We start from the raw sequence: 21,322 nt of genomic DNA on the forward strand, positions 1-21,322 counted from the left end.
GCGGACAGGAATTTTGTTTTTTGAAACTATAGTTGTTTATTGCTATAATAGCCGATGCGCTTTCTTACATACACCGGAGGGTATAAAATGAACGGTATATTCACATCTCTTGCTGTAATGATGTCACCGAGAGGTCTTGAGGCCGCAGGACATGGTGCCGGATTAGGCGGAGCTGCGTTTCTGGGAGTTTTGGTTCTGGCCGCACTTTCAGCAATCTGCACCGCGCGCAGCATGGATAAATTATCTTCCGGTGAACTACGGGCCACCCCAGTTGACCGTGTTGCTTTCGGGTTTCTTGATGCAGCCCGCTTTTTTACTCTGACTGTTCTGGCTGTGTCATGGCTGGGCATTGCCGGGTATGCGGTTAATGAAATTTTTATCAATTCATTTCCTAATCTGGGTGCTTCATTCACTATCCTCGCCCTTGCTGTCTGGTCTTGCTTTCTTTCAAAGAAATATGCCGGAGATCTCTTCGGCGGCACTTTGACTCTGGCATTTCTGTTCTTTGTGTATGTGTCGGTGATGGTTAACCAGCCAGTGACCGGAGGAATGGGATATCCGACCGAGTTGCCGGGGATGTTTGCTCCATTAATGCCTGCTGGATTGGCTGCTGCCGGGCCTATAGGCTGGATGCAATTGATTTTTCTGGGTGTGTTCGCTTTTATCGGATTTGATCTGCCGCTGGTTTATGAAAATAAAGGATCACGTGCGGTTCCGGCAATTCTGTTGGTGCTTGTTGCTTTCGGTCTTTTCGTCTGGGCCGCTTTACTGGTTGCGACTCCTGAGGACTTACTTAATTCTACCGTTCCACACCTTGCAGTTGCTGCTCAGGTTCTTGAAGGCAAGGGTACTCTGCTCATGGGCGGTACAATCGTATTCGCAACTTTTGCAGGGCTTTGTGCTCTGTTCCGTCTTTTCGGGTACAAAGTTCGCGGTGTTCTTGCTGAAGATTATTCCAGCTACGCTGTCGGTGGCGCTGCGGTTTTTCTGGGCGCAATTATCGCTATCATGCTGGCTAAAGGCTGGGCAGGTAAGGATGAATTGGAGTCCCTTATTTCCGCAGGTCTTTGTTTCTGGTTCGGCTCCTACGCACTGATTGATCTTCTGGGTATCATCGCCATGCGTCGTGCCAGACGTTTCTATTTGCCAAGATTTTTGACCTTAGGGCTGCATGTTATTGCCGCCGCAGTCTGTTGCCTGCATATCGAATTCCTCAACTACTTCCTTTACACAATCGGCTGTCTTGCTGTTGCAGGTATTGCTCTTGGTTTTACCATGAAGGAATACTGCGACTATCCTCCGCTGGAAGAAGTTGAATCTGAAGATGAAAGCGAAAGTTCGTCTAATTCTGAAGAAGGGGAAGAAGTTCAGAGTGATGCGGTTGAGGATGATCCTGAAGATGAAGAACTGAACATCGTCAGTTATAAATAAAGACGTTTCTGCCTGTTTTTACTTGTCCTGCGGTTTTGATTTGGTATTATTAAAATGAGTCCTAAAGTTGATCATTTATTAATATACAAAATACGTGGAGGTAATAATGGGCAACCGTTTAATATTGCTTCTCTTTGCTTCAGTACTTGCTGTTATGGCGAGTTTTGCGGTCTTTCCCCTCGCTGCAGTTGCTGAGGATGTGCCCCGGGTTTCAGGTGATTATCTGGAACGAAAGCTGGGTTCGGAAGGGCTGGTAATTATAGACTCTCGAAGTGGTTCGGATTGGCGGGGCAGCTCTTCCAAGATCAAGGGGGCGATCCGCGGCAAGCCGGGGAAGGAACAGGAATGGTCCGCAGACCTGCCTAAGGATGCTGAGATAATAATCTACTGTGCGTGACCCAACGAATACACAAGCTCCCGTGTGGGGCGGAAGTTGAAGAAGATGGGCTTTACCAATGTAAGCACGCTTCTGGGTGGATGGCATCAATGGCATCGATCCGGTTTCCCGGTGGAACCAAAGTAACAAAATAGAGAGGGGGATTGCTAAGGCAATCCCCCTCTTTTTTATTCCGGTTTATCCATTTCAATCTTATTCAAAAAGCGGTGTTTGCGCAGGGCAGCTGACCTGAAACATTTGCTGACAAGTTTGCGTTTTTCTTTGAGTGCTTCACGCTGCGCTGCAAGCTGAGCTGCCTCGTCACCTTTGGGTTTGTACTTATTTTTGATGCCGCGGAAGGCCACTTTAATTTTCTTGCTTTGGAATTTTTGATCGAGATCATCTACAATATCTGATTCTGTTGGATATTGATGCTCAAAATGCCTGACCCAGAAAAGTACTTCAAATTCTAAACCTAACTGCCCAAAGCGTTTGAATAAAATATTCGGAGCCGGGTCCTTGAGCACATTGGGATGCTTCTTGACTACCTTAAGCATGATCTTTTTAGCTTTCTTGACTTTGGAACCGGGGACAAGCGTGACTGGGATTGTAACCCTGATACGGGTGTCCTGATAGTTGAGGTTGACGATCTCACCTTTCAGAAAGCTGGAGTTCGGTATGATGATCATGGTGTTGTCCAGCGCTTTTATTGTGGTATTTCGGATAGACACATCAACAACTGTGCCGATGATCTTCTTGTGCTGCAGAGTGTCACCTTTCTTGATGGAGCCGCCGAAAAGAATAATCAGTCCGCTGACAAAGTTGCTGACAATATCCTTCATACCGAAACCGATACCGATGGAGAGGCCGCTTGCTATCCATGTCAGAGCGGACATGGGTATGCCAAGCAGGAAGAAGGCTGTCAGCAGGAAGACAACCCAGACAATGTATGATCCGATTGTGGACAAAGTATGGGCCAGCGCCGACTCAATTCTCTGTCCATTGATTGAAGTGTTGTTAACAAAGGACTTGAGCCAGAAAAGAGCCAGTCTTGCTGCAAAGAAAAGAATTAGAATGTAGAAAAGATTTTTTATTGAAATATCCGCTCCGGCAATATTCATGTCCATGTGCCGGAATACAAAACGGGCAAAGGGAATACCGCCCATGTAGGATGTGGCCCAGCCGATGAACATAAAAATTATTACCGAAACCGAGAGGGGATAAAAAAGCTGCACCATCTGGTTATGATGCTGTGCCTCGCGCAGTCCCTGTTTGAATTTCTTTTGTTCTTCTTCATCTAATTCCTGATCTTCAGGAGGCTGGTATCCCGGCTGAGGCAGGTCTGTGATCAGTATTGTTTTCAGGGCGGTACAGATTTTTATAGTTACCAGAAAGAGGAACCATATCTGGGTCAGCATCATTGCCTGTGTCCCGAATCCAAACAGGGTGAAAAAAGCCGATCCGGAAAGAATGATCTTGTTGGCCTTGGATGTGGAACGGGTAATCTGGAGAGTGTATCGGTTGCGGTTCAAGTGCAGAGCTGCAAGTCCGGCGAGACTGAGCACGAACCAGATTACGGACAAGCATTCCGCAGGCAGGGTCAGCATATGCATGATGTCCCCTGCGGTCATCAGGCTCCAAAGGATGAACATGGGGGTGTAGATCAGCGGTGCAGGCTGAACCTTCTCGCGGGCCCAGAGAAAATTGCGGGTGCAGATGATGGCCCCTAAGGTTATGGCCTCCGTCCATACTAAGCCGGTTATCTGGTTGGCCGTAAAAAGGGTAAAAACACGGGCAAACAGAATCGCCGTACCGAGCGATATGAGTAACAGTCCGGTGTTGTATAATGAAAGCCTGTGGTTGCTGAACATAGGCCGGCAAAGCATTCTTTTTACCAATGTGCGGAGGATCAGCCAAAGCACAATGGTAATGCCGCTCATAATTATCAGGAAGTTACTCCAGTCAACCCAGACAATGAGCGGATGGTAGAACTTGGTAAAGCTGTCCTTCCATTCTTCAAAGGCATAACCGAGATCATTCCATGCCTGCGGAAAGAAGAGAACCAGACTGGGTTCAAAATAGAAATTTTTTAAAGTTTGAGCATAAAAATTGTGAGTGACTTCGAGGTCCTCGCTCATGGATTCAATCAACTTGTCTGATTTCAGCAGGGCAGCATCGAGAGTCTTTTTAAGTGTAGCTGCTTCATCACGGACGCGCAGGTATTTGTCTCTGGTGGTGGCAAGTTTTTGTTTAAGCAGCGAATCAGTGATTTTAGTTTTGAAGTGGATTTCGTTGATGACATCAAAGCCCTGTTTTATCTTCTTGAGCCTGTTCTTTTCTATGAGCAGGTCTGATTTTGCCAGTTGAACAAATTCCCCTACATCGTCAAGCTGCATGAGTACCGTGCGGTACGACCACGGGGTCTGCTTTGCCATCCCGCGCAGCATTTTTAGCTGATCCAGCCTGACCTGCGCAGTGTGTAGCTGGGCATCGTACTTCTTGATCATTGCCGGAATATGTTGATTGAGCTTCTTTACAGCCAAGTCCTGTCGGTTGATATCAGCATCGAGAGTTTCGACCATGCTGAGCAAAGTCTGTGTGGCTGTTTCGGCCTGTGAATGTGCGGCTATGGAGAAAGTGAAGAGTAAAATAGAAAGAATCAGGATCAATCCTTTTTGCGTCTTTGAGGGCATGTTTTTCTCCAAGGCTTGACAAGCCTGCTATTTTTCCGGTTAATTAACCGCATCCGCTGACTGCTTTTCAGTTCGTTTCCTCACAGTCCTGCCTGTGATCATCTTTTCTAGAAAATTTTCCGGTACAGACCGGATCGTGTCCGGTAGAAAATTCTATCCACAAACATGCATTCTGCAGTCGGCAATTCTTATTCTTCAATGTACACTGCTGGTTGTACTAAATGTATCTGATAAATAAAACATTTTTTACAGCCCATTATCAACCGGGAGAATTATGGTATCCAATATTTATCTAATCGGTCCCCGCGCCTGCGGTAAAACAACCGTAGGAAAGCAACTTGCCGATAAGCTCCGTCTTGAATTCTTCGATAGTGATGAAGTGCTTGTGCGAAAAGCAGGCTGCGAGATTGCGCAGTATGTTGAACAGCATGGCTGGGATGGCTTCCGTGATTTGGAGGCAGAGGTGCTTCGTGAATTATCCCTGAAACAGAATGTTGTCATTTCCTGCGGCGGCGGAATTGTGGTCCGTGCGGAAAACAGGGCTTTGCTTAGTGATAATTTTACCGTTTATATTAAAGCGGATGTTGAAACTCTCGCCAATCGTCTACAGACCGATCCAAATCATGATCAGCGTCCGTCGCTTACCGGAAAGTCCATTGTCGATGAAATCCGCGAAGTACTTGAAGCGCGGGAAGAACTTTATTCCGGTTGTGCAAACCTTGTCGCGGACGGTTCCGGTTCCATCGAAGATGTTTGCAGTGAGATTTTAGATAGCTACCAATCCTTCAGCAAAAGGGAGAAATAATATGAGCGGCAATACATTCGGCCAGATTTTTAAGGTAACCACCTACGGCGAATCCCACGGCCCCGGACTGGGCGGAGTTATTGACGGTTGTCCGGCGGGTATTGAATTAAACGAAGAAATTATTCAGCTGGAGCTGGACCGTCGTAAGCCCGGACAGGGCATTGCTTCCACCGCCCGTAAAGAGGCGGACCGGGTCAAGATTCTTTCCGGCGTTTTTGAAGGCCGTACCACCGGGACCTCCATTGGTTTCCACATCGAGAACACTGATCAACGCTCCCATGATTATTCCAAAATAATGAATGTATACAGGCCCGGACATGCGGATCGGACCTTTGACGCCAAGTACGGCTTCCGCGATTATCGTGGTGGAGGGCGTTCTTCCGGTCGTGAGACTGTTTCCCGTGTGGCCGGCGGGGCTGTGGCGCAGGAATTTTTGCGTCAGCAATCCATAAGCTGCCAAGCCTACACTGTACGAATTGGCGGAATTGACGGAGAGGTCAAAGCTCCCGAAAAAGCGCTCGAACAGCCTTTCTTCTCTGCTGATCCGGATATCATTCCCAGTTGGGAAGAGCGAATCAAGGAAGTCCGTTCACAGGGCGATACCCTTGGCGGAGTTGTAGAAGTATGCATCAAGGGCGTGCCCGCCGGACTCGGTGAGCCTGTTTTTGATAAGCTGGATGCCCGCCTTGCTTATGCGCTCATGTCTGTGGGGGCGGTGAAAGGCGTTGAGATCGGTTCCGGATGCAAGGCAGCGGATGCTCTTGGAAGTGAGAACAATGATTTTATGGATGGTGATGGTTTCTGCAGCAACAATGCGGGCGGTATTCTCGGCGGTATTTCAAGCGGGCAGGATATTGTTGTCCGGGCATACGTGAAGCCGATTCCGTCCATCAGCAAACCGCAGCAGACTGTTGATCGCGACGGCAACGCAACCGAGATTAAGATTGGCGGAAGGCACGATATCTGTGCTATCCCTCGCATTGTGCCGGTGCTTAAATCCATGGCCATGCTCACTGTGGCGGATTTTATCTTGCTGCAACGAAGAATGGGTTAATAAGTAAAGGGGCAGACTCTGAGAGTCTGCCCCTTTTTTTTATTTCTTGGCGATTATATATCCGAAGCTGGTCCAGCGTCCATTATCTACAGCAAGGGTTTTCGGATCATCGTCCGGGTCCTTTTTGCAGAAAGGGTCATGCTTGGCGAATTCCATCCACCAGTCCCACGCATCGGGAGCATAGCCGCTCTCGATGATTTCAAATCCGGCTAGTTTAAGGTCGGCAACAGTGCTGTCAACAGTCCTGAAGCATTCCTTCCACGGAAATTCCGGTTGTGAAACGTACGGTTCCAAGTCTTCAGGTAAAGGAACATTAAGGTGCATCGGTTCGCCTAAGGCGAAGATACCACCCGGTTTGAGTACCCGGCGAATTTCTTTGAGGCATTCTATATAGCCTTCTTCGCCACTGATCCCGCGAACCATTTCAAGCGCTGTTGTCGAGGTGGCAAAGTCGAATGATTCAGATGCAAGGTGCGTTTCAGGTACACCTATTTTCTGAGTCAAAACCAGATTTTCCACTCCCCATTGCTGAGCGTTGGCTCGGGCATGTTCCACCATTGGTCTGCCGTCCATTCGGTCATCCCAAGGGTCGATGCCAAATACGGATACGCCGTATTCCTTGGCAAGGAAGCAGGCCTGAACGCCACGGTTACAACCTACATCAAGTAGCCGCTTACCGGACTCGATAGCCATTTTCTGGGCCATGAAGTCGCTGAGTTTCAGTCCTCCGGGACCGCTGCACTGTGCGTAGATGGTGTCCAGATCAGTATATTTTGATGATTTTGAGTAATTAATCTGCGTCATTGGATGACTCCTGTTGTTTCAAATTATTGGAACAGGCACGTTCATGCCTTAACCATAGTAAAACCGGAGTCCTCCGCCTGCCGCGGAAACAACCCGTCAGCAGACGGATTACATTACTATTCTATTTTTCATAAAATCCCCGTTAAATGTTTGTGTGTTCAAGTCATAAAAGATGTTATGGCCTGTTGTCTCATACAAAATATTGTAAAATCTAGCCAGTACAGGTCTTACAGATCTTAAGGTTAGTGAAATCACCTTCCTGATACTGGCGGATCAAAGAAATAAAATGATCCGAGTTCCAGATTTCTTCAAGGGTGTTTTTGTAGAGGTTGCCGACCACAACGGTTCTACGCCAGTCGTGGCAGCAGATGATAACATCTCCGTTAAAAAGCACGTAGGCCTGTTTGAGAAAGAGATCACAGTCCCTTTTGAGCTGGGGTTTGCGGGCACTCAATTTGCTGATGTCGTCCCCGGCACGGTTATCCAGCTGGTGAATCTTGAAGGTTACATCTCGTTTGGCCCAATGTTTTTTCGCATATTCCAGCTCGTCGTGGACGATGGTGGTATCGAGAGTGGTGATGGAAACCTTGGGGCGCTTGGCACCTTTCTTCTCTTTGATGTCGAGAAACTTATCAATATTATCAAGAATGTTGAATTTCTTGATTCCCATAGATTCAGTGTAAGTCCCGGCAGTATAGCCCTGAACGGAAACCCAGAGGTGTCGCAGACCTGATTCGATGAGTCTTTCACTCATGTCTTCGGTGAGCAGGGCACCGTTAGTATTGATCTTGGTGCGGGTGAAAGGCTTCTTGTGCTTTTCAATGTAGGCGATACGCTCAGGCATTTTTTTATCCATGAGCGGCTCATTCATTAAATAAGGGCTGACGCGGCCAATGAAATGTTTGCTGGTCTCATCGATGATTTTTTTGAAAAGATCATCTTCCATATGGCCCTGAGGCTGTGTATTATGAGTGTGTTTCCAGCCACAGAACAAACACATTGCATTACAATAGCTTGTAGTTTGAATCTGAATGGCGCGCGGAAAAGAGGGACGGGGACGTTTTTTGTCCTTGATCCAGGTCATCAATTGTTTGAATTTGCCGTCGTTTTCCGCAGGCATATAATATTCACCCATGTGAGTTTACTCCTTGTAAAACTTATAGCGGGTAATTTAAGTGTCGGTATTCGGGAGGCCGAACTTATAATGAGTTGACGAGCAGTGTCAACGTGTACGGAGAATTTGAAAATGAGTGTTCTTGTTGAATTGACAATTTTTCCCACAGACAAAGGTGAAAGCGTCAGCCCTTATGTTGCAAGGGTTGTGAAAATTATCCGAGAATGCGGTCTGCCATGCCAACTCGGTCCCATGGGAACCTGCATCGAAGGTGAATGGGAAGAGGTTATGGATGTGGTCACTAAATGCTATCAGGCTCTTGAGACGGATTGCGAGCGAATCTATATGCTGATGAAAGCTGATTGCCGTAAGGGCGCTGTGGATCGACTGCACGGTAAAGTTAAATCCGTGGAATCAAAACTTTAACGGGGTCGGTTAGGAGAATTCGATGAAATTAATGAAGCCTGCTAACTGTGCAGCTCTATGCATTCTATTGTTTGCAGTGTCCGGATGTGCTCATCTAGGTGTTTCGCATTTGGAGCGGCAGTCGTGGAAGCTGGAAAGTCCGCGGAAAATGCAGATGGAGTTCATGACTTTTGATTATGAAATTGTGCCGCGTAAAGACAGCTTCGGTCTTCGTGGTAAGGCTTATGTTAAGAAAAACAACGTGCCTATGTGGGCCGGGTGGATTGGTGAACTTTGGATTCAGGGCTATTTGAGCGACATGGATGGTGAAGTTTTGGCCCAAGGTTTACAGGTTTTCTCACCTGAAGCTCTGGAAGACGGGAAAGGGATTCCTTTTGATTTTGAACTCAAGCCGGAGAAGCTTGATTCAGGACCGCTGTATATCTCATTTGGATACCGCATGGCACTTTACAAAAGCCGTGAAGACAACAACGGTCCGCCGTTCATGGCCATTGAACGCGCTGTAAGTCAGTAATTTAAAGTGCGATCAATTCCAGATCGCCCCAAGCTCCGATTTTTGAATCATATTGTACAAAAACACCATCAAGCCCGTGTTCCGAGAGAGCGCGGGCTTTTTCTATGACCAGCGGTACATCGGCAGGAGATTTGAGCAGGTTTGCAAGGGCGGTTGCTGCGGCATCGGCAAACCGTGCATCCTTGGCGCGGACAGTAACCAGATCGCCGCTGCCGAGACTAAGAGAATGTCCGATTGTTCCAGAGGATGAACAGATGGAAAGCGGGAAGTCCCCGTCTTCGATTGCGAGGCCTATTTTTGCCCCTGAGTCAGGCTCAGAAAGCAGGGCCACTTTGCGTGTTGAAGTCGAATGCATGTAAATATCGCCGCCGTTCTCCACAATAACATTGGAAGAAAATGGCAGTAGTTTATCCGCAACATATTGAGCTACTGCCCCGGCTACAGCGGCCATGGGACCAACTCCGCAGGCAAGTGCGCCCTCAGCCATAGCTTTGATCACAGGATGTACCTGCGCAGGAACAGCAACAGGTACAAGGCTGGTTGCGAAATCAGGATTGAGCACGAAATGGGCCTGCAGAATACCACGAATTTCATGGACAGCATCGAGTGCTTCTTCTTTTAAGGTCTTTTCAGCAACAATAAATAAATCAGTCTGTTCGACAACAACCTGAAAAGAGGTCTCGCTGCCCGATAGGGCAACATTTTTACGATAACTGCGGGTGTGATCAGTATGAATTTTCTTACTCAAGATGGGTCCTGTTCGTCGTCAGGGAAAGTCAGTCGCGCTAGACGGCGAAGCCAACTAAAAGGTTCTGAAAAGGGGAATCCAGAGGGGAAAACTTTTGCAAAAGTTTTTCCCTCTGGCCGCCGAAGGCAATAAAATTAGAAGCCTAAATCTTCGTTGATGAATACTACGTGGATGCGTCCCTGAGGTGAGGACTTTTCAGTGATTCCCCAGACATTACAGATCCGATCCTTGGAGTTACAGTCCTGACATTTACCGGTAACCGCACAGGGGGTCTTGCGCTTAAGGCGCATGGCATTGACCGGAGCAGCGTATTCTTTGATACGGCTGACAGCAGCATCGAGATCGGGGCAAAGTTTATTACGGCCTACAAGTACAACTACATTGCGGGGACCGAAAGCCATGGCAGCTACGCGGTTGCCTGTGCCGTCCAGATTGACGAGTTCGCCTTCTTCGGTGAAAGCATTGGCACTGGTGATGAACAGGTCTGTTAAAAGAGACTGACGGCGGCGTTCGATTTTTTCTGCCATGGGCGGATTGACATCGTAGGTGTCAATTACCTTTACTTTCGGAAGTTTTTTGATTTTGTCATAAAGGCCGGAGTCTACAACAGTCATGGAGCCGCCGAAGCTGATGGATTTGGGCTTCATTTTGGGGATGATCTTGTCGAGCACCAGAGAAGCTGCAGCTTTCTGACTTTTTACAACGTATGTTTCGTAACCATTGTCTTCGAATACTTCTTTTATCTCACCGAGCTTGATGTCCCAGAAGGTTTGAACGGGTTTCATTGTTATCTCCTTGAAATTATTTCAGCCGCACATGAGTGAGACCGTTAAAAAGTTACCGCTTGAAAAATATATGAAAAAAGCGGTGAAAAAAAAATGCGCACGTGATAAAAGTTATTTAACCAGTTGAGAGAACTTTACGTCAGCATTATGTATGAATTCACTTTGACAGTATGGCCGCATCGGGTTATGCGGACTTGTTTTCGTTTTGCAGCAGCATAGATTATTCAGAGTGAGATTAAAAGCACTTAGCTGCACGGTCACATTGAAAACATTTCTTGACGATATCTGAAGTAGGGGATATATGTTCCCGTTCCTCGTAGCCGGAATTTGTTCTCCGGCTCTACTAACGTTATTAATTTTTGGAGAAATAGAACAATGAAAAGAACTTACCAGCCTAGCAAATGTAGAAGAAAAAGAACCCACGGTTTTCTCGTTCGTTCCCGCACCAAAAACGGTCGTGCTGTTATCGCAAGACGTCGTGCAAAGGGTCGTAAAAGATTAGCCGTTTAAGTTGGAAAAAGGAGCACAAGCTCCTTAGGAAGCCTGAATTTGATCTCTGCTATGAGCAGGGAAAAAAGCTCTACACAAAGAGTTTTATTCTCTTTGTGATGTGTCATGGTAGCGGCCCCAGCGGGGTCCGTTTGGGCCTTACCGTGAGCAGAAAGAAGGGGCCTGCTGTTGTCAGGAACCGGATTAAAAGGGTTTTGAGAAGTTTTTTCAGGATAAATCAGGAACTTTTTCAGGTGCGTGCGGACATAATTATTGTGCCTAAGCGTGCTCTGGACGGCAAAACCATAACCTATGCTCTTGCCGAAAAAGAACTTCTCCCCATGGTCGGAAAGATAAATAAGCTTTCCTGTGGCGGAGAGTGATGAGAAATCAGGGAATGCGGACTCTGTTTCTTTACCCGATACGCTTTTATCAGAAGTTTATATCCCCGTTATTTCCGGGGTGTTGCCGCTTTCATCCAACCTGCTCGCAATACGCCATAGAGGCTATATCCCTTCATGGAGTGCTAAAAGGGGGGATGTATACTTTGTGGCGTCTGTTGCGTTGTAATCCGCTATGTAAGGGCGGATTCGATCCCGTTCCCGCCCATGAAAAAATTCCACCGCGCAGTCCCGGCATGATCTGAGGGACAAATTTTTAGTGAGAAAAAAAAGACATGGATAATAAACGCGTTATTTTGGCTGTAGCCCTTTCGTTTGCAGTTCTTCTCGGCTGGCAGTACCTTTTTCCTCCCCAGCCGCAGCAGCCCGCGCCTGCCCAGCAGGAGCAAACCGCTCAACCAAATCAGGCCGTTGATTCCAGTGTCGCCGGTCCTGTATCAAACCAATTACCCGATCCCGCTTCCACAAGCGCCATTGTTTCCGCCAAGGGAACAAGACTTACCGTTGAAACTCCCCTCTATTCCGCAGTGATCAACTCACAGGGCGGCCTTCTCGAAAGTTTCAAGCTTAAAAAATTCAAGGCAACCATTGATGCTGACTCTCCTTATGTAGACATGGTCGGTGCCAATGCTCTTGATAAAGCTCCCATGGGACTGATTCTCAACGGCATGGCAACCTGGGCTAACGGCGTCTGGGGTTATGAAGGTGCAAACCTCAACCTTGAAGGCGACAAGCTCGGTACACTTATTTTTCGTGGTGATGTGGAAGGTTTCAGAATTGAGCGCAGGCTTACTTTTCACGCAGATAACTACCTCATCGACGAAGACGTAAGGGTAATTAACAAGTCCAATCCCAGCGGCATGGGGCGCATTGCATTTACCACTGCAACAAAGAGCCTGACCGCTGCTGATGACCGTTACAACCCCACCAGAATCGCATGGTTCAACGCTGAAGGTCTTGTCGAAGAAAACGACCGTGACACTCTTAGCGAAACCGGTGTGACCGAATCCGGCAAAGTCGAATGGGCTGCGATTGATTCCAACTACTTCATCCTCGCTCTTGTTCCCGGTGCAGATTCTGTGACCATGAAGGGCAAGCTTCAGGATGATATTTTCCGTATTGCTGCAGAACAGAATGTTTCTTTTGATAAAGACCTTGAACGCAAACTGTCCTGTTCCTACTATTTTGGTCCCATGGATGCTCAGCTGATGGCGAAAGTTCCCGGTGAACTTTCTAAGGCAATCGACTTCGGCTGGTTTGATATTATCGCCAAGCCTCTTGTTGTGGCTCTTGAGTGGTTCCACCAGTATACCAACAACTACGGTATTGCGATCATCCTGCTGACCATCGTTATTAAGATTCTTTTCTGGCCCCTGTCCCACAAGAGCTACAAGTCCATGGAGCAGATGAAGCGTCTGCAGCCCATGATGGCCAAGCTTCGTGAGAAGCACGGCGATGACAGGGAAGCGCTTAACAAAGAGATGATGCAGCTTTACAAGACATATAATGTCAACCCTGCAGGTGGTTGCCTGCCCATGCTGCTGCAGATTCCGGTTTTCTTTGGATTGTACAAGGCATTGATGGGAACAGTTGCCCTCAGGCACGCTGATTTTGTCCATTTTCTGCCTTTTACTGATATTGTCTGGTTGGCCGACCTTTCGGCAAAAGACCCGCTTTACATCACCCCTATCGTGATGGGTGCGACTATGTTCCTGCAGCAGAAAATGACTCCTTCCGCAGGCGACCCGACCCAGCAGAAAATTATGATGTTTCTGCCTCTCGTATTCACATTCATGTTCCTCAACTTCCCCTCCGGGCTGGTTGTATACTGGATGGTGAACAACGTACTCTCAATTGCACAGCAGTGGATGATGATGCGTAATGTTAAAAATTAGCGCGTAACAAGCTGATCGGATTTAATGGAGTGAAGAACAATCAGGAGATAGAATGAGCGAATTCATGGAATTCCAGGGGAAGAATTTGGACGAGGCGATTAATAATGCCTGTGATCATTTTAGTCTGAATCGCGATAAACTTGAGATTGAGATCATTAGTGGAGGTTCCACCGGGGTTTTCGGCCTGGTTGGAAAGAAAAATGCTAAAGTGAAAGCACGTCCCAGAGGTGGAGATAACCGTTCTGTGCTGAATGATGATTCCAGAAGAGGAAGAGGTCGTCAGCAGAGAAGAGAACAGCCTGAAAAGAGACAGTCCAGACCCAAATCTGACCGTCGCAGAGAGGAGCAGGCTCCGGTTGAAAAAGAAGATTACTCTCCTGCTCCGCGTACTGAGCCCGAAGTTCCCGCAGTTAAGCCTGAGGCTGAAGTGGCTGTGAAGGAAGAAGGTGAAGTTGCAGTTAAGCCTGAAAGCGAAGTCGCTGTCAGGGATGAGGCTCCTGCTCCTGCAGTTGCCGATAGACCTGAAGAAGGCCGTGACGAAGATATTGAAGAGCACGATGAGCGTGAAGAACGTGAAGAACGTGAAGAACGTCGCGAACCGCGCAGCATTATGGAAGGTGATCCCGAAGAGATTGCTGCCGCTGTGCGCGAAGCTCTTGAAACGATGATCGAACCCATCATTCAGGATAAGCCCAAACTCGAAATCGAAGTGGGCGAAGACCGTGTTAACGTTCTGGTTGATGATGAAGAAAATTCCGGCCTGATAATCGGCCGCGAGGGACAGACTCTGTCTTCCCTGCAATACCTGTGTAACCGTATGGTCTCCAAGAAATTGCAGACCTCCGTGCGTGTACAGATTGATACCGGTGACTACCGTGAGCGTCAGGACGAAAAGCTTCGCCAGCTGGCTTGGCATCTTGCTGATAAGGCCATGCATACCGGTCGCGTTCAGTCAACTAAGCCGCTTAGTTCTTACCATCGCAGAGTTGTGCATATGGCTTTGCAGGAAGACAAGCACGTCAATACCCGCAGTAAAGGTGAAGGCCCCATGAAACGGGTTCTGATCCTGCCCCGCCGCAGTCGCAGCGGAGGCGGAGGAGGCGGCAGACGCAACGATAGTTACAATCGTGGTAATGATCGTTACGATTCCCGCAGCAATGACCGCACCAATGACCGCAGTAATGACCGCAGTAATGACCGCAGCAGGGGACGTCGCGATCGTACAGAGCGCCCCGAGCGTAGCGACAATTACCGAGGCCGCCGTACGGAGCGCCCCGAGCGCAATGATAATTATCGCGGACGTACTGACCGCAACGATAATTACAACCGAGGTCGTCGTACCGAGCGTAACGATAGTTACAACAAGCGCACTGACAATTATACTCAAGGTCGCGATGAGAACTTCGGTAACCGCGAAGAGTTCAACCGTCCTGCTCCTTTTAATGACGGTTACAGCAACCGTTTTCAGGATGACAACTTCGGTAACCGTCAGTCGCGTTACAATAACAACCGCCGTAACGACCGCAATAAAGACGGTAACAGCGCTAACTACAACAGCGAGCGCTATAACCGTTACTAATTGTTCACGAGCGGTGAATAATGACTTAGAAAACCCCGTGGACTTATGTCTGCGGGGTTTATCCTTTCTTTCAGGGAGATTTTTATATGTCCATCACTTCCACCGGGACCATTGCCGCAATTGCTACACCTCCGGGTGACGGCGGTGTAGGGATCATACGCATCAGCGGTGAACAGGCATTATCCATTGCCAAAGACATTTTTCGTCCAGCCAAGGAATCCTTTTCCGGGTTCAAGCCTTACACCATGCATTACGGTACTATCGTTGATGCGGAATCCGTTGAGATCGACGATGTTTTGACCGTGTTCATGCCCGGGCCCAATTCCTATACTGGTGAAGATACCGTTGAAATTAACTGTCACGGAGGCAGGGCAATTCTAAGTGCGGTTCTCGGCGAAGTACTTGCTAAAGGAGCGAGACTGGCCAATGCGGGTGAGTTTACCCTGCGTGCCTTTCTGAACGGGCGTATGGACTTGACCCAGGCCGAAGCTGTTGCGGAGATGATTCATGCTCCTTCCCGCGGAGCTGCACAGTTAGCTAAGGTTAAACTTTCCGGTGTACTTGGTGAGCGTATCAGCGGTTTGCGTCTTCGTTTGGAGGAGTTGCGTGCGCAACTTTGCGTAGCTGTTGATTTTCCTGAAGACGAATTGGAATGTCTTCCCTTGGAACAGATGCAGTCTGAAGTGGGGGATGCTGTAAAAAATATTTCTGAAATTCTTTCCGGTGTAGAGCGCACAAAGGCGTGGCGCGAAGGAGGACTTGCTGTCCTCTCAGGAAAAGTAAATGCTGGTAAATCCAGCTTGCTTAACGCACTGCTGGGGCGCAACCGGGCCATCGTTACAGATATTCCCGGCACAACCCGTGATTTTATAGAGGAAACCCTCAATCTTGACGGTTTGCAAGTCAGGGTGGTTGATACAGCCGGTTTGCGTGAGACCAGCGATGCTGTTGAGCTTGCCGGTGTGGACATGGGCCGGGATCTGGCATCTCAGGCTGATCTTGTTCTGATGATCATTGACGGTTCCAAGCCGTTCGCCCTTGCTGATCTTGATCCGCAATTTGCTGATATGGCGGACAAATGCCTCGCGGTTATTAACAAGTCCGACCTTGATCAGGCCGAGCCTTCACCAGCCGCAATTATGCGCGAATCCGGGTATGAGGTTGTTGAAATTTCAGCTAAAAAGGGTCAGGGTATTGAGCGGCTGGCAGCACTGATCCGTGAGCATATCCTCCAAGGTGCAGGCGAGCCTGATCCTGATGAACTGGTGCCCAACTCGCGTCAGGCTGCTGCACTGAAAAAAGCCCACGTAGAGCTTGAAGAGCTTATGGGTGATATTGCTATGCAGGTACCTTACGATCTGCTTGGGGTGCGTCTTGAGTCTGCTTGTAGTTCTCTTTCCGAAATTACCGGGGAGATTACGCCTCAGGAAGTGTTGAACTCAATTTTTGAAAATTTTTGCGTTGGAAAATAAAATGGAAGACAGTAAATTTGTTGATCTCAAAGGCGTAACCTGCGGGCTGGTTCCCATCATCGTTAACCATCTTGATAACACATCCAATCCGGTAGTGGAGTTTCAGGTCCGTCTCGGTATTCGCGAAGAACTCATGAGCGGATTCGGAACAGGCGGTAACTGGGATATCGACGTGATCGACGATCTCGGCTGTGACCGTCTGCGTTTTACCCGCCGCAAAGAATCTAATGAAGATCGTTTGAACATTGTAGACTATTAAGATGCCTCCGGCGGCGCTTTCAGCGTGACCAAAGAAACATTTTTATTAGTTTTGGCTTGAACTTGCGCTGAAAACAGTCTTTAAGATCGCTATGCTTTTAGGGCACAAGTCTTGTACTGTTGGATTGCCGAGAAGTCTTTTCAAGTCTGCCACTGTATCCATATCTTGATGCTCTGGCAGAATAGCCGGATTTATAGCAAGTTTTTCAAATCGGGAAATTGTCTCGCTAAAGACGCTTTCCGTGCTCCATTCCATATCTTTGAAGATAGAGTCAGTTAGAAATTCTTTCTGGAAACCGATCAGATAATAGCCCCCGTCGCTTGCAGGTCCAATGCAGGCGGGGGCTTTTTTCATGGCTTGTTCAGCTTGTTGGACAATTTCAGGATCAAGGTCCGGTAGGTCACTTCCGGTAAGGATGCAGGTGTCGAAGTCTAAATTGAATCCTTCCATCAATGCATTATGCATGCGTTCTCCTAGATCGTTGCCCTGCTGCGGGATGAAAGTCCTGTTACCCAGCCAGTCCTTATATCTTTTTTCAGGCTGAAAAGAATCAAAAGCTATGATCGTCGTTAGCCTTGATTCATCCATATTATGGAGCATGTCTTCCACAAAAGCAGTGTAAAGAAGGGCTGCTGTATCGTAGCCGATGTCTTTGCCCAGCCTTGTTTTGACTTTGCCTGCTTCAGGAAATTTTACAAAAACGATGACAGCACATTTCATGGTCAGGATTTCCTTCTACTGTACATGGCTGCTAGAGTTTCCGTTCCTACACCGATACGGTGCAGCAGACGTAAAAGAGTGTTGCGCAGGGCACAGCGTAGAGGGCCAGTCGATAAATAGCGGCGCGCGGAAGTGGTAATGGATTCTTTAAGGATGACGATTTCAAGTCGTCTTTTCTTGATGGTCTGGAAAAGCTCCACATCTTCCATTAACGGAATTTCAGGAAAACCGCCCAGCTCTTCAAATGTGGACTTGGAAATGAAAATAGCCTGATCCCCGTAAGGAATACGCTCGATCCTGCAACGCAGGTCGGCGAGGAAGGCAATAAAATTCATAGTGCGTGAAGGCGTGTCGAAACCAAGCTTAAAGGCTCCGGCAGTGGCGCAAGGCGCACGAAGTGCTTTTCGGACAAGACTGTCTGCTGCATGCGGTAGAATCGTGTCTGCATGCAGAAATATCAGGATATCACCTACGGCCTTTTGCGCGCCGTAATTCATCTGGGCCGCACGCCCCGGAGGTGATGCCAAAAGCCTCACCCCAGCATCGTCAACAGCGGACAGAGTCGATCCGTCAACGGAACCGTCAACGATTATAATCTCAGAATTATCCCCGCAACATTCCTTTACATTCGCGATGCAGGAGACAATAGTTTCCGCCTCATCATACACCGGAATGATGACTGATATTTTCAAGCTTGATGGCATAGTGCTGTACTATACTTTTTCCCAAGCCTGATAAAGAAGCAAATTTGACTATTGCTAGTGCAAAGCAAATCAAAAGTTTCTTTGGCCCTCGGAGAGCCGCAGGAGGCAATTACCCAACGCGGCCAAGCTGATCTTCTTCCATGCGGGACTGGCAGGATACGCAGAAGCGGGTGGTCGGATTCGCTTTGATACGGGCGATGGCAATCTCTTCGCCGCAATCTTCACAAATTCCGAAATCCCAGTTATCCACCCGGCTCAAAGTCTCTTCCATATCACTGATAAGTCTGGTCTCGCGCACATGTAAGGCAAGATTGATCTTCTGTTCGCTGATACGGGAAGCGTATTCATTGTCGTCAGCGCAACTTTCAACAGCAGTATCTCGCGCTGTGGTTCGTTCAATTAGTTCAGCAAGCTTTAATTCAAGATGTTGTCTGATGCTGATTCTCTGAGAAGAATTCATAATTAACCTCCGACTTGGATTGTGGAATTGATTATTAATCCTATGACTATGGGGCTTATACGCCTGCCTGTCCGGGAAAAAATCGCAATCCGGTTACGGAGGTGAAACTTTACAATGAAGTTCAAATAGGGTTGAAAACAACTCCGTGGATACCCAAGGGAATGTTTATTTATGATTCTGCTGGATCTTAAAGGCTGTAGCCTTATTTTTTAGTGCATTCAATAAATAGAAAACAGGGTTTGGTCGTGAGCCTTTTGTACGTCGCTGGGTTAAGTTTTTGTATCTCATTTTGCACCATCCCTTCGTTTAGCCCGGTAACGCAAAAATCTGCTCGGGTTATGGCGGAAAATAGTTCAGTAAGTGGTCTGCGGTAAAATGAAACTTCTACTCGCTCGTCAATTACGTCCCATTCTTGGGTAATCAATTCTTGTTCAAAATAATTTCCTGAAATACTACTTTTAAGATCAAAAACAGGATGATGTGTGGAAAAAATAAATTTCCCCTCCTTTTTTAAAACTCGGTTGATGTCGGAAAATAGGGGGTTCAAGTCTTTGATATAATGGATTGTCAATCCACTGATGACTACGTCAAAAGATTCATCCAGTTCATTAGGTAGTCCCTTGGAAATATCTTGAGTGTAAGCCCTAAGGCTGCCTTGATTTTGTTTTTGAATTAGGTCGATCATTGTTTGAGAAATGTCGATCGCAGTTACATTTGCACCTTTACTCTGTAGGTGTCTGGAGTGTTCACCTGAACCACAGCCTAAATCGAGTACTGTTTTGCCTTTAAGATCAGGCAACATGGCTTGTAGTGAAGGGCGTTCGAAAAGTGCGTTGTAAATATTCTTCTTAATCGCTTCGCTGTATTCAGGGGCATAATCCAGATAAAGTTTGTTGTTCATCTTTTTTGAAATGGTTTGACGTGGTTAAAAGAAATTAAAACTTCACTAGCTTTGAATTAATATCAAAAATGACTGTGAAAATTATTAGACTAGTCAATCTTGCTGGTGCGGCCAAAAAGTTCGGTCATTTCGCCGAGTCTTTCGCGGATAAGCGGGGTCAGTTGTCCGGGAGTAAGTTTCCATCCCCAGTTGCCGTCAGCCTCGCCGGGGACATTCATACGAGCCTTTCCGTCAAGACTGAGCAGGTCTTGTGCCTGAATCACGCACAAGCAGCCTACGCTGGACATGAGTAATCTGATCAGCTCCCATGAAATCTTGGCGTCGTCTATCCAGTTGTAGCCTAGATAGGCCAGCAGATTCTTGCGACTGACTTCGTCCGCATCTTCGAGAAACCAGCCCCTATTGGTGTTGTTGTCGTGAGTTCCGGTGTAGACTACGGAATTGCGTTTGTGGTTATGCAGGGCATCTCCGCAATATCCTATGTCGTCACCAAAGGAGAATTGCAGGATGTTCATGCCCGGAAGATGGAAGCGATCCTTAAGCCAGATTACATCGGGTGTTATGTGGCCGAGATCCTCAGCAATGATTCGCAGGCAGCCTATTTCTTCAGTGAGTTTTTCAAAAAGCTTATGTCCGGGGGCAGGGACCCAGTAACCTTCCATGGCTGTCTCGGCTTCGGCTGGAACTTCCCAATAGGCAGAAAACCCCCGGAAATGGTCGAGGCGCACCCAATGGTAAAGGCCGAGGTTGTGCTTCATACGGCTGATCCACCAGCCAAAGCCGTCATTCTGGAGTACTTCCCAATTGTAAACCGGATTACCCCAGAGCTGACCTTTTTTGCTGAAATAGTCGGGTGGAACCCCGGCAACACAAAACGCTTCACCTTTTTCATCAAGCTTAAAGATTTTGCGATTGGCCCAGACATCGGAACTGTCGTGGGTTACGTAGATTGGTACATCTCCAATGAGTTCCACCCCAATTTCATCAAGATGGTCTTTAAGCTGTCCCCATTGGCGGAAGAAAATCCATTGGCAGAATTTTACATACAGAATCTCGCGGTAGAGCTTTTCGCCCCAATGCCGCAGGCCGTCTTCTGTTCGGTCGCGTATGTCTTCGGGCCATGTGATCCAGTTTGTTCCTTTGAAATGTTTTTTAAGGGCCGTAAAAAGGGCAAAATCGTTGATCCAGTGCATATTATCCCAGATGAACTGGTTGAATATCACTTCATCAAGAAGATTGTTGGCTACCCGTGCGAAGGCTTTGCGCAGCAACTCTTCCTTGACCATTCCTGCTGTCTTGAAATCAGCATGATCGGTGTCAGGTAGTGTGTGCTGAAGAATATCTTCATATTCCAGTAGGCCGTAATCAACCATGAGTTCCGGGCTGATCAAAAGCGGGTTGGCTGCATAAGCTGAAAATCCCGAATAGGGGGAGTTGCAGAGCTCCGGAGCTGTCGGGGTGATGGGCAGTACCTGCCAGAATCTTTGTCCGGCTTCGGCTAGAAAGTCGGCAAAATCATAAGCCGCCGGACCAAGATCTCCAACACCGAACCGTGAAGGCAGGGAAGTGAAGTGTAAAAGAATACCGCTGGAACGTTTCATTATATATCTCCTTCTTGCTCTGCAAAGTCTGCATGCAGTCATGCTGACTCTAACATTATCATATTGCAGGGCAAGGGGGGAGATGTCCAGC

General features: G+C 47.7%; 23 protein-coding genes. 13 read left to right on the forward strand and 10 right to left on the reverse strand.

All coding sequences use genetic code 11. The features are described from left to right. Positions 1 to 87 precede the first annotated feature (87 nt). Together ACNI23_RS00980 and ACNI23_RS00985 are read left to right on the forward strand one after the other, a co-directional pair. Positions 88 to 1,431, forward strand: coding sequence for an APC family permease (locus ACNI23_RS00980; RefSeq protein ID WP_420246187.1), 1,344 nt, complete (start codon positions 88 to 90; stop codon positions 1,429 to 1,431). A 106-nt stretch (positions 1,432 to 1,537) separates the two neighbouring features. Continuing rightward, positions 1,538 to 1,954: a rhodanese-related (seleno)protein gene (locus ACNI23_RS00985; protein WP_420246188.1), complete on the forward strand. Its 417-nt coding sequence runs from the start codon at positions 1,538 to 1,540 to the stop codon at positions 1,952 to 1,954. A gap of 41 nt (positions 1,955 to 1,995) precedes the next feature. Here the strand turns inward: ACNI23_RS00985 and ACNI23_RS00990 are convergent, their stop codons facing one another. Then, entirely contained in the window at positions 1,996 to 4,500 is a 2,505-nt protein-coding gene (locus tag ACNI23_RS00990) for a mechanosensitive ion channel domain-containing protein (protein ID WP_420246189.1), read from the reverse strand. 274 nt (positions 4,501 to 4,774) lie between these two features. Here ACNI23_RS00990 and aroL point away from each other — a divergent pair, with 274 nt between their 5' ends. Both aroL and aroC read left to right on the forward strand, forming a co-directional pair. After that, positions 4,775 to 5,305 carry a shikimate kinase AroL gene (gene aroL, locus ACNI23_RS00995; protein WP_420246190.1) on the forward strand — a complete coding sequence of 177 codons (531 nt, stop codon included), beginning with the start codon at positions 4,775 to 4,777 and terminating at the stop codon, positions 5,303 to 5,305. 1 nt (position 5,306) lies between these two features. Further along, positions 5,307 to 6,359: a chorismate synthase gene (gene aroC, locus ACNI23_RS01000; RefSeq protein ID WP_420246191.1), complete on the forward strand. Its 1,053-nt coding sequence runs from the start codon at positions 5,307 to 5,309 to the stop codon at positions 6,357 to 6,359. A 39-nt stretch (positions 6,360 to 6,398) separates the two neighbouring features. Here the strand turns inward: aroC and ACNI23_RS01005 are convergent, their stop codons facing one another. Together ACNI23_RS01005 and ACNI23_RS01010 are read right to left on the reverse strand one after the other, a co-directional pair. Continuing rightward, complete coding sequence (locus ACNI23_RS01005; protein ID WP_420246193.1) at positions 6,399 to 7,163, reverse strand: SAM-dependent methyltransferase; 765 nt, start codon at positions 7,161 to 7,163, stop codon at positions 6,399 to 6,401. A 211-nt stretch (positions 7,164 to 7,374) separates the two neighbouring features. Then, positions 7,375 to 8,298, reverse strand: a complete 924-nt coding sequence (locus ACNI23_RS01010) for a radical SAM/SPASM domain-containing protein (protein WP_420246194.1) — start codon at positions 8,296 to 8,298, stop codon at positions 7,375 to 7,377. Between the two features lie 111 nt (positions 8,299 to 8,409). Here ACNI23_RS01010 and ACNI23_RS01015 point away from each other — a divergent pair, with 111 nt between their 5' ends. Further along, positions 8,410 to 8,703, forward strand: a complete 294-nt coding sequence (locus ACNI23_RS01015; protein WP_420246195.1) for an MTH1187 family thiamine-binding protein — start codon at positions 8,410 to 8,412, stop codon at positions 8,701 to 8,703. Positions 8,704 to 8,725: 22 nt separating this feature from the next. Then, positions 8,726 to 9,217, forward strand: coding sequence for a hypothetical protein (locus tag ACNI23_RS01020; RefSeq protein WP_420246196.1), 492 nt, complete (start codon positions 8,726 to 8,728; stop codon positions 9,215 to 9,217). A gap of 1 nt (position 9,218) precedes the next feature. Here ACNI23_RS01020 and ACNI23_RS01025 read toward each other — a convergent pair whose 3' ends face one another. Further along, positions 9,219 to 9,965: a UPF0280 family protein gene (locus tag ACNI23_RS01025; protein ID WP_420246197.1), complete on the reverse strand. Its 747-nt coding sequence runs from the start codon at positions 9,963 to 9,965 to the stop codon at positions 9,219 to 9,221. 134 nt (positions 9,966 to 10,099) lie between these two features. Then, the gene (locus ACNI23_RS01030; RefSeq protein WP_420246198.1) at positions 10,100 to 10,750 is read right to left on the reverse strand and encodes a lactate utilization protein; all 651 of its coding nucleotides are present in this window, start codon (positions 10,748 to 10,750) and stop codon (positions 10,100 to 10,102) included. Positions 10,751 to 11,125: 375 nt separating this feature from the next. On the opposite strand from ACNI23_RS01030, the gene rpmH reads away from it, so the two are divergent. The 7 genes from rpmH to ACNI23_RS01065 all read left to right on the forward strand — a co-directional run bounded on the left by rpmH (position 11,126) and on the right by ACNI23_RS01065 (position 16,845). Continuing rightward, entirely contained in the window at positions 11,126 to 11,260 is a 135-nt protein-coding gene (gene rpmH / locus ACNI23_RS01035) for a 50S ribosomal protein L34 (RefSeq protein WP_015850946.1), read from the forward strand. Continuing rightward, positions 11,248 to 11,622, forward strand: a complete 375-nt coding sequence (gene rnpA, locus ACNI23_RS01040; RefSeq protein ID WP_420250545.1) for a ribonuclease P protein component — start codon at positions 11,248 to 11,250, stop codon at positions 11,620 to 11,622. Before rpmH ends, rnpA begins: the two co-directional genes overlap by 13 nt. A 14-nt stretch (positions 11,623 to 11,636) precedes the next feature. Then, a complete protein-coding gene (yidD, locus tag ACNI23_RS01045) occupies positions 11,637 to 11,885 on the forward strand; it encodes a membrane protein insertion efficiency factor YidD (RefSeq protein WP_420246199.1) in 249 nt (82 codons plus the stop codon). A 30-nt stretch (positions 11,886 to 11,915) separates the two neighbouring features. Next, on the forward strand, positions 11,916 to 13,535 hold the full coding sequence (yidC, locus tag ACNI23_RS01050) for a membrane protein insertase YidC (RefSeq protein WP_420246200.1): 1,620 nt from the start codon (positions 11,916 to 11,918) through the stop codon (positions 13,533 to 13,535). 52 nt (positions 13,536 to 13,587) lie between these two features. Continuing rightward, complete coding sequence (gene jag, locus ACNI23_RS01055) at positions 13,588 to 15,114, forward strand: RNA-binding cell elongation regulator Jag/EloR (protein WP_420246201.1); 1,527 nt, start codon at positions 13,588 to 13,590, stop codon at positions 15,112 to 15,114. A gap of 92 nt (positions 15,115 to 15,206) precedes the next feature. Next, entirely contained in the window at positions 15,207 to 16,586 is a 1,380-nt protein-coding gene (gene mnmE, locus ACNI23_RS01060) for a tRNA uridine-5-carboxymethylaminomethyl(34) synthesis GTPase MnmE (protein WP_420250546.1), read from the forward strand. A gap of 1 nt (position 16,587) precedes the next feature. Further along, positions 16,588 to 16,845 (forward strand): hypothetical protein, encoded by a 258-nt coding sequence (locus tag ACNI23_RS01065; protein ID WP_420246202.1) that lies wholly within the window; start codon positions 16,588 to 16,590, stop codon positions 16,843 to 16,845. A 45-nt stretch (positions 16,846 to 16,890) separates the two neighbouring features. On the opposite strand, the gene ACNI23_RS01070 is transcribed toward ACNI23_RS01065, so the two are convergent. The 5 genes from ACNI23_RS01070 to malQ form a co-directional block, all read right to left on the reverse strand. Then, entirely contained in the window at positions 16,891 to 17,565 is a 675-nt protein-coding gene (locus ACNI23_RS01070) for a TIGR04282 family arsenosugar biosynthesis glycosyltransferase (RefSeq protein WP_420246204.1), read from the reverse strand. A 2-nt stretch (positions 17,566 to 17,567) separates the two neighbouring features. Then, a complete protein-coding gene (locus ACNI23_RS01075; RefSeq protein ID WP_420246205.1) occupies positions 17,568 to 18,269 on the reverse strand; it encodes a TIGR04283 family arsenosugar biosynthesis glycosyltransferase in 702 nt (233 codons plus the stop codon). Positions 18,270 to 18,378: 109 nt separating this feature from the next. Then, positions 18,379 to 18,729: a TraR/DksA family transcriptional regulator gene (locus ACNI23_RS01080; protein ID WP_420246206.1), complete on the reverse strand. Its 351-nt coding sequence runs from the start codon at positions 18,727 to 18,729 to the stop codon at positions 18,379 to 18,381. A gap of 202 nt (positions 18,730 to 18,931) precedes the next feature. After that, complete coding sequence (locus ACNI23_RS01085) at positions 18,932 to 19,630, reverse strand: class I SAM-dependent methyltransferase (RefSeq protein ID WP_420246207.1); 699 nt, start codon at positions 19,628 to 19,630, stop codon at positions 18,932 to 18,934. An 89-nt stretch (positions 19,631 to 19,719) separates the two neighbouring features. Beyond that, the gene (gene malQ, locus ACNI23_RS01090; protein WP_420250547.1) at positions 19,720 to 21,321 is read right to left on the reverse strand and encodes a 4-alpha-glucanotransferase; all 1,602 of its coding nucleotides are present in this window, start codon (positions 21,319 to 21,321) and stop codon (positions 19,720 to 19,722) included. Between the last annotated feature and the right edge of the window lies 1 nt (position 21,322).

Source organism: Maridesulfovibrio pacificus (SeqCode) (genome assembly GCF_048612815.1).
GTDB classification, from domain to species: Bacteria; Desulfobacterota; Desulfovibrionia; order Desulfovibrionales; family Desulfovibrionaceae; genus Maridesulfovibrio; species Maridesulfovibrio pacificus.